This is a genomic window from Micromonospora sp. WMMD714, from assembly GCF_029581315.1.
Lineage (GTDB): Bacteria > Actinomycetota > Actinomycetes > Mycobacteriales > Micromonosporaceae > Micromonospora > Micromonospora rifamycinica.
The window spans coordinates 5,316,054-5,329,239 of record NZ_CP120744.1; the positions used below are offsets into that span (position 1 = coordinate 5,316,054).

At 74.9% G+C, this 13,186-nt stretch carries 12 protein-coding genes; 5 read left to right on the plus strand and 7 right to left on the minus strand.

The features are described from left to right. Positions 1 to 22: 22 nt before the first annotated feature. Entirely contained in the window at positions 23 to 1,825 is a 1,803-nt protein-coding gene (locus tag O7625_RS22685; protein ID WP_282341325.1) for a 5'-nucleotidase C-terminal domain-containing protein, read from the plus strand. Between the two features lie 65 nt (positions 1,826 to 1,890). On the opposite strand, the gene O7625_RS22690 is transcribed toward O7625_RS22685, so the two are convergent. Continuing rightward, positions 1,891 to 2,076 (minus strand): hypothetical protein, encoded by a 186-nt coding sequence (locus tag O7625_RS22690; protein ID WP_282341326.1) that lies wholly within the window; start codon positions 2,074 to 2,076, stop codon positions 1,891 to 1,893. 78 nt (positions 2,077 to 2,154) lie between these two features. Here O7625_RS22690 and O7625_RS22695 point away from each other — a divergent pair, with 78 nt between their 5' ends. Then, on the plus strand, positions 2,155 to 3,189 hold the full coding sequence (locus O7625_RS22695; RefSeq protein ID WP_282341327.1) for an alcohol dehydrogenase catalytic domain-containing protein: 1,035 nt from the start codon (positions 2,155 to 2,157) through the stop codon (positions 3,187 to 3,189). 30 nt (positions 3,190 to 3,219) lie between these two features. On the opposite strand, the gene O7625_RS22700 is transcribed toward O7625_RS22695, so the two are convergent. Then, positions 3,220 to 4,380 carry a geranylgeranyl reductase family protein gene (locus tag O7625_RS22700; RefSeq protein ID WP_282341329.1) on the minus strand — a complete coding sequence of 387 codons (1,161 nt, stop codon included), beginning with the start codon at positions 4,378 to 4,380 and terminating at the stop codon, positions 3,220 to 3,222. A 131-nt stretch (positions 4,381 to 4,511) separates the two neighbouring features. Here O7625_RS22700 and O7625_RS22705 point away from each other — a divergent pair, with 131 nt between their 5' ends. From O7625_RS22705 to O7625_RS22715, 3 genes are all read left to right on the plus strand, one after another. Then, entirely contained in the window at positions 4,512 to 4,748 is a 237-nt protein-coding gene (locus O7625_RS22705) for a hypothetical protein (RefSeq protein ID WP_067315654.1), read from the plus strand. 109 nt (positions 4,749 to 4,857) lie between these two features. Then, positions 4,858 to 6,297, plus strand: coding sequence for an MFS transporter (locus tag O7625_RS22710; RefSeq protein WP_282341332.1), 1,440 nt, complete (start codon positions 4,858 to 4,860; stop codon positions 6,295 to 6,297). A gap of 144 nt (positions 6,298 to 6,441) precedes the next feature. Beyond that, a complete protein-coding gene (locus tag O7625_RS22715; RefSeq protein ID WP_282341334.1) occupies positions 6,442 to 8,067 on the plus strand; it encodes an alkaline phosphatase D family protein in 1,626 nt (541 codons plus the stop codon). Between the two features lie 68 nt (positions 8,068 to 8,135). Here O7625_RS22715 and O7625_RS22720 read toward each other — a convergent pair whose 3' ends face one another. From O7625_RS22720 to O7625_RS22740, 5 genes are all read right to left on the minus strand, one after another. Beyond that, positions 8,136 to 8,837, minus strand: coding sequence for a hypothetical protein (locus tag O7625_RS22720; protein ID WP_282341335.1), 702 nt, complete (start codon positions 8,835 to 8,837; stop codon positions 8,136 to 8,138). A gap of 325 nt (positions 8,838 to 9,162) precedes the next feature. Beyond that, positions 9,163 to 9,621, minus strand: coding sequence for a VOC family protein (locus O7625_RS22725; protein ID WP_282341336.1), 459 nt, complete (start codon positions 9,619 to 9,621; stop codon positions 9,163 to 9,165). Between the two features lie 95 nt (positions 9,622 to 9,716). After that, complete coding sequence (locus O7625_RS22730; RefSeq protein WP_282341337.1) at positions 9,717 to 10,346, minus strand: MBL fold metallo-hydrolase; 630 nt, start codon at positions 10,344 to 10,346, stop codon at positions 9,717 to 9,719. Then, positions 10,343 to 11,431, minus strand: a complete 1,089-nt coding sequence (locus O7625_RS22735; protein WP_282341338.1) for an S-(hydroxymethyl)mycothiol dehydrogenase — start codon at positions 11,429 to 11,431, stop codon at positions 10,343 to 10,345. Before O7625_RS22735 ends, O7625_RS22730 begins: the two co-directional genes overlap by 4 nt. Before the next feature lie 68 nt (positions 11,432 to 11,499). Further along, positions 11,500 to 12,864: an MFS transporter gene (locus tag O7625_RS22740; protein ID WP_282341340.1), complete on the minus strand. Its 1,365-nt coding sequence runs from the start codon at positions 12,862 to 12,864 to the stop codon at positions 11,500 to 11,502. Positions 12,865 to 13,186 lie beyond the last annotated feature (322 nt).

Genomic DNA, 13,186 nt, shown 5'->3' on the forward strand with positions numbered 1-13,186 from the left:
CTCCCCCATGGAAGGGCATCTCATGACCTCCTCCTCCGGCGCCTCGCGCCGCCGGCTGCTGGCGGTCGCCGCCGCCGCGGCGACCGCCCCGCTGATCGCCGGCACCCCCGTCCAGGCGGCCGAGCGGAAGATCCCGACCGGTCCGAAGACCTGGGACCTGACCGTGCTGGGCACCTCGGACACCCACGGCAACGTCTACAACTGGGACTACTACCGCGACGCCGAGTTCGACGACAGCAAGCACAACGACGTCGGCATCGCCAAGCTGGCCACCCTGGTCAACCAGGTCCGCGCCGAGCGGCGGGGCCGGGCCACCCTGGTCCTCGACGCCGGCGACACCATCCAGGGCACCCCGCTGGCCACGTACTACGCCAAGCAGGAGCCGATCACCGACACCGGCGCGACGCACCCGATGGCCCGCGCGATGAACATCCTGCGGTACGACGCGGTGACGCTGGGCAACCACGAGTTCAACTACGGACTGCCGCTGCTGGCGACCTGGATCGACCAGTTGGGCTTCCCGGCGCTGGCCGCGAACGCGGTGAACGCGCGGACCGGCAGGCCGGCGTTCCAGCCGTACGTGCTCAAGCGGGTCCGGCCCGGCGGCCCCGGCGGGCCGACGCTGACGGTGGGCATCCTCGGGCTGACCAACCCCGGGGTGGCCATCTGGGACAAGGGCAACGTCGAGGGCAGGCTGGTCTTCCCCGACATGGTGCAGACCGCTGCGAAGTGGGTGCCGATCATGCGGCAGCGGGGCGCGGACCTGGTCGTCGTCTCCGCCCACGGCGGCGACAGCGGCACCTCCAGCTACGGTCCGGAGCTGCCCAACGAGAACCCGGTGGCGCTGATCGCCCAGCAGGTCCCCGGCATCGACGCGATCCTCTTCGGCCACGCCCACAACGAGGTGGTCGAGAGGTTCGTCACCAACACCGCCACCGGCGCGCAGGTGCTCACCGCGGAACCGTCCAAGTGGGGTCAGCGGTTGACCCGGATGGACTTCACCCTGACCCGCGAGCGGGGTCGCTGGAAGGTCGTCGGCAAGAGCGCCACCATGCTCAACACCAACACCGTGGTCGAGGACCCGCGGGTGCTCGCCGCCGTGCGGGGCCAGCACGACAAGACCGTCGGGTACGTCAACACGGTGGTCGCCCGGTCCACCCAGGAGCTGTCCGCCGCCGAGTCGCGCTACCGGGACACCCCGATCCTGGACTTCATCAACCACGTCCAGACCGAGGTGGTCACGGGCGCGCTCGCCGGCACCCCGTACGCGGCGCTGCCGGTGCTGTCGATCGCCGCGCCGTTCAGCCGCACCGCCGTCTTCCCGCAGGGCGACGTGCGGATCCGGGACGTCGCCGGACTGTACGTCTACGACAACACCCTGGAGGCGGTGGTGCTCACCGGGGCCGAGGTGAAGGCGTACCTGGAGTTCTCGGCGAAGTACTTCACCACCGTGGCGGTCGGTGCGCCGGTCGACCCGGCGACGATCAGCGACCCGGCGGTGCCGGACTACAACTACGACGTGATCTCCGGGCTCGACTACGACGTCGACGTCTCCCGACCGGTCGGCCAGCGGATCACCCGGCTGGTGCTGCCGGGCACCGACAGCCCGGTCGCCGCCGACGCGCAGTTCGTCGTCGCGGTGAACAACTACCGGCGCAGCGGCGGCGGGAACTTCCCCGGCATCGTCAAGACCCAGGTCTACAACGCGCAGCAGGAGATCCGCCAGCTGCTGATCGACTGGGCGCAGGCCCGGGGCACCATCGACCCGGCCGACTTCTTCGTGCCGAACTGGAGGCTGGTCCGCGCCGGGGTGCCGGTCTTCTGAAGCGGGGTGCCGGCCGACGGGTCCGGGGACGACACCCCGGGCGCGTCGGCCGGTCGCCGGGCGGGTCAGCCGCCCGAGCGGAGGTCCTGCTCGTACTGGCCGGGGGTGGGGTCGGGCTGGTAGCGGGGCGGGTCGGTCTCGGTCGCCGCCAGCCGGTCCTCGGGGCGTACCGGCGGTGGCAGCTCGCCGAAGCGCGCGTGCCGCAGGAAGGCGTACTGCTCGTCGCTGAACGGTTCGGTGGGCTCACTCATGACTCGCAGTGTGCGCCGGGCATCAAGGCCGGCGGGAGGGGTAACCGCGCGGAACCGTCGCCGACGAAAGGACCAACCATGCGCGCGGTACGGATGACCGCCCCCGGGGTGCTCGAACAGGTGGAGGTGCCCACCCCGACGCCCGGCCCCGGCGAGGTGCTGGTACGCGTCGGCGCGGTCGGCGCCTGCCACTCCGACCTGCACATCCTCGACGCCGCGCCGGGGGTGTTCCCCACCCCGCTCACCCTCGGCCACGAGATCGCCGGCACCGTGGACACCGTCGGCGACGGGGTCACCGGCTGGTCCGCCGGTGACCGGGCCGCCGTCTACGGGATCATCGGCTGCGGCACCTGCCGGGGCTGCCTGCGTGGCCGGGAGAACCAGTGCCGCACCGTGCCCGTCGGCGGCATCGGGCTCAGCCGCGACGGCGGGCTGGCCGAGTACGTGACGGTGCCCGCCTCGCGGCTGCTGCCCGTCGGTGACCTGGAGCTGACCCAGGCGGCGCCGCTGACCGACGCCGGGCTGACCCCGTACCACGCGATCGAGCTGGCCCGGCCGGCGCTGCGCCCCGGGACGACCTGCGTGGTGATCGGCATCGGCGGGCTGGGGCACATGGCGGTGCAGATCCTCGCCGCCACCACCGCCGTGCGGATCATCGCGGTGGACCGCGACGTCGCCGCCCTGGACCTGGCCACCCGGGTGGGCGCGCACCACGTGGTGCCGGCCGGTGCGGACACGGTCGACCGGATCCGGGAGCTCGTCGGCCCGGCGCCGGACGGCGCGGACGTGGTGGTCGACTGCGTGGGGGTCGACGCCACCCTGGCCACCGCCCGCGGCGTGGTCGCCACCGGCGGCCGGCTGCTGCTGGTGGGCCTGGGCGGCGGCACCCTGCCGGTACGGCCGGTCGCCGACGAGCCGCCCACCGTGCCGTTCGAGACCAGTGTGGAGGTCCCGTTCTGGGGCACCCGGGCCGAACTCCAGGAGGTGATCGCCCTCGGTCGGGCCGGGCTGCTCACCGCCGACATGCAGACCTTCCCGCTGGAGCACGCCCCGGAGGCGTACCGGCTGCTGCGCGCGGGCGAGATCCACGGCCGCGCGGTGATCGTGCCCTGACCCGCGGTCCCGCCGCCGGCAGCCGGCGGGTCAGCGGCCGGAGCCGGGCAGCGGCGGCCGGCCACCCCGGGCGGGCAGCCGGTCCAGCAGGGTCAGCGCGGCCCGCACCGGCGGCCGGTCCAGGGTCCGGTCGAAGCTCAGCCGACCCTGGCAGAACCGGACGAACAGCGCCCAGCCGGCCGGGGTCGCCAGGAAGGCGTGGCAGAGCTGCGGGCGACGGGCGAACACCGCCAGCAGCCGCCGCCCGGCCCGCATCGACGGCACCAGGCGCTCGTGCACGTCCCGGGGGTAGCGGTCCAGGTCACCGGCGGCGACCGCCGCGCCGGCCAGCGTCCCGGAACGCAGCGCGTAGCTGATCCCCTCGCGGGTCCACGGCTCCAGCAGCCCGGCGGCGTCCCCGGCGACCAGCACCCGGCCGTGGCGCAGCGGCGCGTCGTCGACCCGGCAGCGGGTCAGGTGCCCGGAGTCGTGCTCGGCGGGCACCCCGGCCAGGCCCAGCCGGTCGAGCAGGTCCCGCAGGTAGGCCCGGGTCCGGTCGCCCTCGCCCCGGGCGCCGATCACCCCGACGGTGAGCCGGTCGCCCTTGGGGAAGACCCAGCCGTACGAGCCGGGGAACGGTCCCCAGTCCAGCAGCAGCCGCCCCCGCCAGCGGGCCGCCTGCGCCGGTGACACCGGCAGCTCCCGCTCCAGCCCCAGGTCCACCTGCCCGTAGCGGACCCCCACGTGCCGGGCGGTGATCCCGGCGGAACCGTCCGCCCCGACCACCGCGCGGGCGGTCACCGTGGTGCCGTCGGCCAGCCGGACGCGTACCCGGTCGGGGTCCTGGTCGAGGGCGCGCACGGCGACCCCGCCGCGCACCTCGGCCCCGGCGGACACCGCCGCCGCGCGCAGCCGGTCGTCGAACTCCTCCCGGCGCACCATGGTCACCAGAGGGGTGCCGTGCCGGCGGGTGAAGGCCCGCCGGCCGTCCCTGGTGAAGGTCACCCGGTCGACCCGGTCGTGTGCCGGCACCTCGATCCGGCCGGCGACCACCGACAGCGAGGTGCCGATCAGGCCGCCGCCGCAGGTCTTGTAGCGGGGGTGCACGGCCCGGTCCAGCACCAGTGTCCGCACCCCGGCGGCGGCGGCCTCCCGGGCCGCGCTGAGCCCGGCCGGCCCCGCGCCGACGACGACGAGATCCCAGATGATCATGTCAGCCAGCCTAGGGCACCGCCCCGGCCGGAGTCCCGCACGACCGGCCCGTCCGGCAGGCATCGTCGGGCCGTCAGCGGGTAAGCCGGACCGCCCGACCGGTCGGCCGGGTCGACGGCAAGGAGGGCGCCATGCAGCAGGTACGTCTGTCGGAGGCCGAGGTCCGCGTCTACGAGGCGGTGACCGTGCTGGAGACGCGCGGTCAGGTGCCCTACCCGGACCTGATCGCCGAGGAGGCCGGGCTGGCCCAGCAGGACGTCCACGCACCGCTGCGCCTGCTCACCGAGAAGGGCCTGCTGCACCGCGAGGACTCACCCCTGGCCGGGCTGGACTTCGGCCCGCGCTGGTGTGCCCGCCAGCCGGCGTGAGCGCCGACCGGCCCCGCCGGACGGTCACCCCGCCCGCCGGTTTGGCCCGTTCACCCCGGGGTAGCGCTGCGGCATGCCCGATCACCGGTCCGTACGCGATGATCGGTCCGTGCCCGATCGCCGTGCCGAGGTGAACCCGACCGACGACCGGCGTCGCTGGCAGGCCCTCGGGGTCGGCCTCGTCGCCGCGTTCATGACGCTGCTGGACGTCAGCATCGTCAACGTCGCCGTCCCGTCGATGGACCGGGCGTTGCAGGCCAGCCCCAGCGACCTGCAGTGGGTGCTGTCCGGGTACGCGCTGACGTTCGGCCTGGTCCTGGTGCCCGCCGGCCGGTTCGGCGACGCCCGGGGCCGGCGCAACGCCTTCGTCGTCGGGGTGGCCCTGTTCACGGTCACCAGCGCGCTGGCCGGGCTGGCCCAGTCCCCCGGCTGGCTGGTCGCCGCCCGACTGCTCCAGGGCGTCGCCGCCGGGATCGTCAACCCCCAGGTTACCGGCCTGATCCAGCAGCTGTTCCGGGGCGCGGAGCGCGGCCGGGCGTTCGGGCTGCTCGGCGCGACCATCGGCATCTCCACCGCCGTCGGTCCGCTGCTGGGTGGTCTGCTCATCCAGCTCGGTGGGGAGGCGCACGGCTGGCGGTGGGTCTTCTTCGTCAACGTGCCGGTCGGCGGGGTCGCGGTGCTGCTCGGCTGGCGGCTGCTGCCCACCCGGGCCGCCGGTCGGCTCGACCGGCACCGGCTCGATCCGGTCGGCGTGCTGCTGCTCGGCACCGGCGTGACGTGCCTGCTGCTGCCCCTGGTGCAGCGGGAGCAGTGGCCCAGCCCGTGGAAGTGGGCGCTGATCCCGGCCGGGCTGGTCGTCCTGGCCGGCTTCGGGTTCTGGGAGCACCGGTACGGGCGCACCCGTACGCCCCTGTTCGACCTGGGGTTGTTCCGGCTGCGGTCGTACACCGTCGGTGCGGTGATCGCGCTCATCTACTTCGGCGGGTTCACCGCGATCTTCTTCATCTTCACCCTCTACCTGCAGAACGGCCTCGGCTACCGGGCGCTCGTCGCCGGCCTGGCGATCACCCCGTTCGCCCTCGGCTCGGCGCTGGCCGCCGCCCTGGGCGGTCGGCTGGTCACCCGGTTCGGCCGGCCGCTGGTCGGGATCGGGCTGGTCATGGTGCTGGTCGGGCTGGCCAGTGTGGTGCTCGTGCTGCGCGGCACCCCGCACGGGTCGGTGCCGCTGCTCACCGCACTGCCGCTGCTGCTCGCCGGCCTGGGCAGCGGTCTGGTGATCACCCCGAACCAGACGTTGACCCTGTCCGAGGTGCCGGTGCCGCAGGCGGGCAGCGCGGCCGGCATGCTGCAGACCGGGCAACGCATCGGCTCGGCCGCCGGCATCGCCGCGGTCGGCGCGCTGTTCTTCTCCTCGCTGGCCGACACCGACGGCCAGTGGTCCACCGCGTTCCGGCACTCCCTGCTGCTGGCCATCGGCATCGTCGCGCTGGCCCTGGTCGCCGCCGCGGTCGACATCGTGCTGAACCACCGCGCCGCGCACCGCCGCTGAGCCCGGCCCGCCCCCGACGTCGGGGCCGGGCCGCGGTGCGCCGGGGCCGGCCGACCAGACCCCGCCAACGACGGGGGAACCGTCGGCGAACACTCACCGTACGGGGCTGCGGACGCACCGCGGCAACCGGTAGACACATAGACCATGACGAACACCCTCGACCGTCGTACCCTGCTGCGCCTCGCCGGGGCCTCCGCCGGCACGGCCGTCCTCGCCGGCACCACCCTGGCCGCGAGCGGTCCCGCCCACGCGGCGGCCGGCGCGTTCCGGCACGGGGTCGCCTCCGGCGATCCGCTGCCGGACGGCATCCTGCTCTGGACCCGGGTCACCCCCGTCCCGGAGGCGGTGCCCGGCTCCGGACTCGGCCCCGACGTCGACGTCCGCTGGCAGGTGGCCACCGACCCGGACTTCGCCACGGTGGCCGTCCAGGGCGTGACGCCGACCGGTCCGGCCCGCGACCACACCGTCAAGGTGGCGGTGACCGGGCTGGCCCCGGCCACGACGTACTGGTACCGGTTCGGCCACGGCGACGGCTGGTCGCCGACCGGGCGGACGATGACCGCCCCACCGGTCGACGCGGCGATCGACCGGCTGCGGCTGGGGGTGGTCTCCTGTGCCAACTGGGAGGCCGGGCACTTCGCCGCCTACCGGCGGCTGGCCGACCGGGGCGACCTCAACCTGGTCGTGCACCTCGGCGACTACCTCTACGAGTACGGCACCGGCGAGTTCGACGCCGGTGGCACGGTGGTCCGCCCGGTCGAACCGAGGCACGAGGCGCTGACCCTGACCGACTACCGGATCCGGCACGGGCTCTACAAGACCGACCCGGGTCTCCAGGCACTGCACGCCGCGCTGCCCTGGGTGATCACCTGGGACGACCACGAGGTCGCCAACGACGCCTGGTCGGGCGGGGCGGAGAACCACACCCCGGGCACCGAGGGGACCTGGTCCGACCGGGTGGCCGCCGCGCGGCAGGCGTACCAGGAGTGGATGCCGGTGCGGATCGGCGCGGACGGGGCGATCTACCGGCGGCTGCGCTACGGCCGGCTCGTCGAGCTGTCCATGCTGGACCTGCGGTCGTACCGGTCACAGCAGGCCGCCGGCACGGCGGTGGACGACCCGGCGCGGACCATCACCGGCGCGGCCCAGCTGCGGTGGCTCTCCGACGGGCTGGCCACCTCGACGGCACAGTGGAAGCTGGTCGGCAATCCGGTGATGATGGCCCGGGTCGACCTGGGTTCGCTGCCGGCGTGGCTGCTCGGCCCGCTGGGCAAGCTGCTGGGGATCCCGCAGAACGGCGCGGTGCTCAACCCCGACCAGTGGGACGGTTACAACGCCGACCGCAACCGGCTGGTCGACCACCTGCGGGCGACCGGAACCCGGGACGTGGTCTTCCTCACCGGGGACATCCACACCTCGTGGGCCAGCGAGGTGACCACCCGGTCGACGGGGTTGACCGACCCGGCCGCCGCCGAGTTCGTGGTGCCCTCGGTGACCAGTGACAACGTCGACGACTTCCTCGGGTTGCCGGCCGGTAACGGGTTGAGCCTGCTCGGGGCGACCCTGCTGCGGTCGACGAACCCGCACGTGAAGTGGACGGAGCTGGACGGGCACGGGTACGGCGTGCTGGAGGTGACCCCGCAGCGCTGCCGGATGGACTGGTACCACCTGGTCGACCGGACCCGGGCCGACAGCGCGAGCCGCTGGGCCGCCGGGTTCTCGGTGGGCACCGGTTCGGCGAAGCTGCGCCGGGAGGACGCCCCGGTGTGACGCGCGGACGCCGACCGGCCGGCCCCCGTCGTGGTGGGGGTCGGCCGGCCGGCGGGCGGGTCAGGTGGTCACCAGTGCTGCTGGACGAGGTCCGCCGCCTGCTGCTCCCACTGCGCGTACGCGTACGGGTAGGCCGAGACCTGCACGGTCTGCGCCGCGGCGGTCAGCGGCAGGTCCCGCCAGCCGGGGACGTTCTTCAGCGCCTCGAAGAACGCCCGCGAGGCGTACCGCGGGTCGGTGATCTGCTCCGGCGTGCCCCAACCCGACGACGGGCGCTGCTGGAACAGCCCCTGCGAGTCGTGGTCGTTGTACGCGCCGAGGTGCCCCAGGTTGTACAGCTTCGACTCCTGGAGCGAGGTGGCGACGCCGATCACCGCGCCGCGCTCCCCCACCCCGGTCCGCTTGGCCTCGGCGATGATCGCCTTGGCGTTGGCGACCTGCGCGTCGTCCAGCGGGACGCGGGACTGGGCGCCCTCCAAGCCGTGCGGGACGAGGTCCTCGGTGCTCGGCTTGCCGGCGGGGACGTCGGCCGTCGGGCTGCCCAGGGTCAGGCCCGACTCGGCGGGGCGGCTCTCCCGGCTCTCCCGGCTCTTGCCGGTGGCCAGGTCGATCGCGGCGCGGGCGCCCTCGTGGGGCCCGGTGGTGAGGGGGGCGGCCACGGCGGCCGGGCCGAACGCCAGGCCGCCGAGGGCGGCGACGCCGGCGATGCTCAGTGCGGTCCTGCGGTCCTTCGCGATGGCCGGGAGCCATCGAGTGAAGTCCAGCTTCACGATGGTTGCCCTTTCGATCGTGGCGACCACGCTCCGGGGTGAGCGGGCCTCGGGGGATCTACCGCGCCGGGCGCAGGTGTGCCGACCGGCGTATGGGGGACACAACCAGCCGGCTTTGTCGGGCATTCCGGAAACGCGGCTACCGCCCCGGGCTGTGGTCCGGGTCACCGGCAGGCCGCACCCGACGCCGCATACCGAACAAATCGTCCAGGTTGCCCGTCAGGGCGCGGTCCGGCCATCCGGCTCGGCCGGGCCGTTCGCGCGGGAGTCAGGGCGGCGGGCCGGGCGGCGGCAGGCCCGTCGGGCGGACGGAACCGCGCCGGGTTCAGCCGTCGGTGCCGAAGCCGTCGGCGGTGGACCGCTCGTCGAGGCCCCGCAGCTCCTGGAACACGGTCAGCTGAAGGCCGGCGGGCGCGTCGAGACGGGCGTTCAGCGAGTGCCAGGGGGTGACGGTGGGCGGGGCGACCTCGGTGGCCCCGGCGGCGACCAGACGGCCGGTGACGGCGGCGGTGTCGTCCACCTCGAACGCCAGCCGGAGCCTCGGGGCCACCTGACGGCCCACCTCGACGTCGTCGATCATCCGCTTCTGCGCCGGGTTGGCGATCTCCAGGGTGGCCCGGCCCGCCTCCAGGATCACCACCCGGGCGTCACCGGCACCGGAGTACGCGGCCTGCTCGGGCAGGCCCAGGGCGTCCCGGAAGAAGGCCACCGCCGCGTCGTAGTCCTCGGCCTCCACCACCAGGCGCAGCTGTCGTACGCCCGGGGGGCGGTCGTCGTCGGTCACCCGGCCGATCCTAGGCCGCGGGGCCGGGCGGCGGGTGCCGCCCGGCCGGGGGCCGGCCACTCCCGGAGGTGGGGCCGGCCCCCGGCCGGGGCGGTTCAGTGGCCGCGGGCGAGCCATTCCTGCAGGTGCGGGGCCTCCGCGCCGATGCTGGTGTCGTCGCCGTGCCCGGTGTGCACCACGGTGTCCGCCGGCAGGGTGAGCAGCCGGGTGCGGATCGACTCGACGATGGTGGCGAAGTCGCTGAACGACCGGCCGGTCGCCCCCGGGCCGCCCCGGAACAGGGTGTCGCCGGTGAACACCACGCCGAGCGTCGGGGCGTGGAAGCTGCACGCGCCGGGGCTGTGGCCGGGGGTGTGCAGCACCCGCAGGACGGTGTCGCCGACGGTGATCTCCTGCCCGTCGGACAGCTCCCCGTCCGGGGCCAGACCGGGGTGCACCAGGTCCCACAGCACCCGGTCGTCGGGGTGCAGCAGGACCGGTGCGCCGGTGACCCTGGCCAGCTCCGGGGCGACCCGGACGTGGTCGTCGTGGGCGTGGGTGGCCAGGATCGCCACCACCCGGCGGTCGCCGACGACCCGGCGGATCGCCGCGACGTCGTGCGGGGCGTCGAACACCACGCACTCGGTGTCGTCGCCGACCACCCAGACGTTGTTGTCGACGTCGAAGGTCTGCCCGTCGAGGGAGAACGTGCCGGAGGTGACGGCGTGGTCGACCCGGGCGGTCACGGGAACACCACCACCGACCGCAGCACGTCGCCGTCGTGCATCCGGTGGAACGCCGCCTCCACCTGGTCCAGGGCGATCTCCTCGGTGACGAAGGCGTCCAGGTCGAGCCGGCCCTGCAGGTAGAGCTGGGTAAGCAGAGGGAAGTCCCGGCTGGGCAGGCAGTCGCCGTACCAGCTCGACTTGAGCGCGCCGCCCCGGCCGAAGACGTCCGGCAGCGGCAGGTCGACGGTCATCTCCGGGGTGGGCACCCCGACCAGCACGACGGTGCCGGCGAGGTCCCGGGCGTAGAACGCCTGCTTCCAGGTCTCCGGCCGGCCCACCGCGTCGATCACCACGTCCGCGCCGAACCCGCCGGTGGCGGCCCGGATCGCCGCCACGGCGTCCTCGGCGGACGCGTCCACCGTGTGGGTGGCCCCGAACTTCCGCGCCCAGTCGAGCTTGCGGCCGTCGGTGTCCACCGCGACGATCGTGGTCGCCCCGGCCAGGACGGCCCCGGCGACCGCCGCGTCGCCGACCCCGCCGCAGCCGATGACGGCGACCGAGTCACCCCGGGTGACCTGCCCGGTGTTCATCGCCGCACCGAGGCCCGCCATCACCCCGCAGCCGAGGAGCCCCACGGCGGCGGGCCGGGCCGCCGGGTCGACCTTCGTGCACTGGCCGGCGTGCACCAGCGTCTTCTCCGCGAACGCGCCGATGCCCAGGGCCGGGGTCAGCTCGGTGCCGTCGGTGAGGGTCATCTTCCGGGCGGCGTTGTGGGTGTTGAAGCAGTACCACGGCCGGCCCCGCCGGCAGGCCCGGCACTCGCCACAGACCGCCCGCCAGTTGAGCACCACGAAGTCGCCGGGGGCGACGTCGGTGACCCCCTCGCCCACCTGCTCCACCACGCCGGCCGCCTCGTGGCCGAGCAGGAACGGGTAGTCGTCGTTGATGCCGCCCTCGCGGTAGTGCAGGTCGGTGTGGCAGACCCCGCAGGACTGCACCCGCACCACCGCCTCGCCGGGCCCCGGGTCGGGCACCACGATGGTGGTGACCTCGACCGGAGCGCCCTTGCTCCGTGAAATGACGCCCCGGACTTCCTGGCTCACGCTGTGTCCTCCCTGGTTGCCGGCACGACGGCCGGATGGGTCCGCGCCCACCGCCGAACCTACCGCGATCATGCCGCCCGCCCCATCGGTCCGCCGGACTCGCCGCCCGCCGGCCGGTCGCCCCCGCCGTCGGGCCGGTCCCCCGGGGGTACGCGCACCGCGCCGTCCGGCCCCGCCGCGCGGCCCGCTCCCGGACCCCCGGCACGGCGGGCCGCGTTGCGGTACCGCAGCACCTGGACCGCGCCCAGCGCCCAGAGCAGGTACTGCACGGCGAACGCCCAGCGGAACGCGGCCAGCGGCGGGGCGGTCGCCCCCGCCGGGGTGGTCAGGTCGAGCACCACCCCGATCGCCAGCACCAGCACGATCGAGGCGACGAAGCCGCCCACGTTGACGATGCCGGTGGCGCTGCCGATGCGGTGCACCGGGTTGAAGGTGCGGGCGTAGTCGAAGCCGATCACCGCGCCGGGGCCGTTGAGGGCCAGCACCAGGATCACCAGCAGCCAGTGCGGGGACCGGCCGGGCCAGGCCAGCACGACCGCCCACACCGCCGCGCTGGCCCCGGTGACCGCGAAGACCAGCACCGACCGGTGGAACGGGTGCCGGGCGCACAGGTAGGCGACCAGCGGGCCGGCGAGCAGCGCCCCGACGGTCATCAGGGTGAGCAGGGACGCGGCGACGGTCGGCGGCAGGCCCTGCCCCTGTACCAGGAACGGGTAGCCCCACAGCAGCGCGAAGACCGCCCCGGAGAACTGGGCGACGAAGTGCGACCACAGGCCCAGCCGGGTGCCCGGCTGCGCCCAGGCGGCGGCCAGCTCCCGGCGTACGGTAGCCAGCGCGGGGATGGCGGTGACCCCGGGCCCGACGTGCGGGCCGTCCCGGACGACGACCAGCACCAGCAGCACCGCCGTCGCCCCGAACCCGGCGGCGACCAGGAACGCCGACGTCCAGCCGGCATGGTGCAGCAGCGCCACCAGCGGCACCGCGCCGAGGATCGCGCCGACCTGACCGAAGGTGCCGGTGAGCTGCACCAGCAGCGGGTTGCGCCGGCCCGGGAACCAGAACGCCACGATCCGCAGCACGCTGATGAAGGTCATCGCGTCACCGAGGCCCACCAGCACCCGGGCGGCGACCGCCAGCCGGACGTCGGTGGCGACGGCGAAGCAGAGCTGCCCGGCGACCATCAGCGCGCCGCCGGCCAGCAGCAGCCGGCGTGAACCGTAGCGGTCGAGGAGCACCCCGACCGGGATCTGCATGGCCGCGTACACGGCGAGCTGGGCCACCGAGAACACCGCCAGCGCGGAGGCGTTGATGGCGAACCGGTCCGTGGCCTCCACCCCGGTCACCCCCAGCGAGCTGCGATGGAACACCGCCGCCAGGTAGGCGTTGACGGCCACCGCCCAGACCAGGGCACCCCGGCGCGCGGAGCCGGGCACGCCGCTCACCGCCGGGCCGCCGCGCCCACCCCGAACGGCGGCCGACGGCCACACCCGACGGCCGCCCGCGTCGACGTACTGCGATGCGTCATACCGCCATGGTGCGGCTCCCGGCCGCCGGTCGGGGGAAGCGGGTGCGCCGCCGGTGGCCCGGACCACTGCCGGCCGGGTCCGCCGGTGGGACGGATCACTCCCGGCCGGGTCCGCCCGGCGGCACCGACCACTGCCGGCCGGGTCCGCCCGGCGGATCCGGCACCGGCCGGGCGGGCCACCACCGGAGATCACGCCGCCGACCGACCCCGCCACGCGCGGTGACCGGACG

Coding starts and splice junctions, on each gene's coding strand:
- O7625_RS22685 (WP_282341325.1), top strand. CDS start 23: ATGACCTCCTCCTCCGGCGCCTCGCGCCGCCGGCTGCTGGCGGTCGCC.
- O7625_RS22690 (WP_282341326.1), bottom strand. CDS start 2,076: ATGAGTGAGCCCACCGAACCGTTCAGCGACGAGCAGTACGCCTTCCTG.
- O7625_RS22695 (WP_282341327.1), top strand. CDS start 2,155: ATGCGCGCGGTACGGATGACCGCCCCCGGGGTGCTCGAACAGGTGGAG.
- O7625_RS22700 (WP_282341329.1), bottom strand. CDS start 4,380: ATGATCATCTGGGATCTCGTCGTCGTCGGCGCGGGGCCGGCCGGGCTC.
- O7625_RS22705 (WP_067315654.1), top strand. CDS start 4,512: ATGCAGCAGGTACGTCTGTCGGAGGCCGAGGTCCGCGTCTACGAGGCG.
- O7625_RS22715 (WP_282341334.1), top strand. CDS start 6,442: ATGACGAACACCCTCGACCGTCGTACCCTGCTGCGCCTCGCCGGGGCC.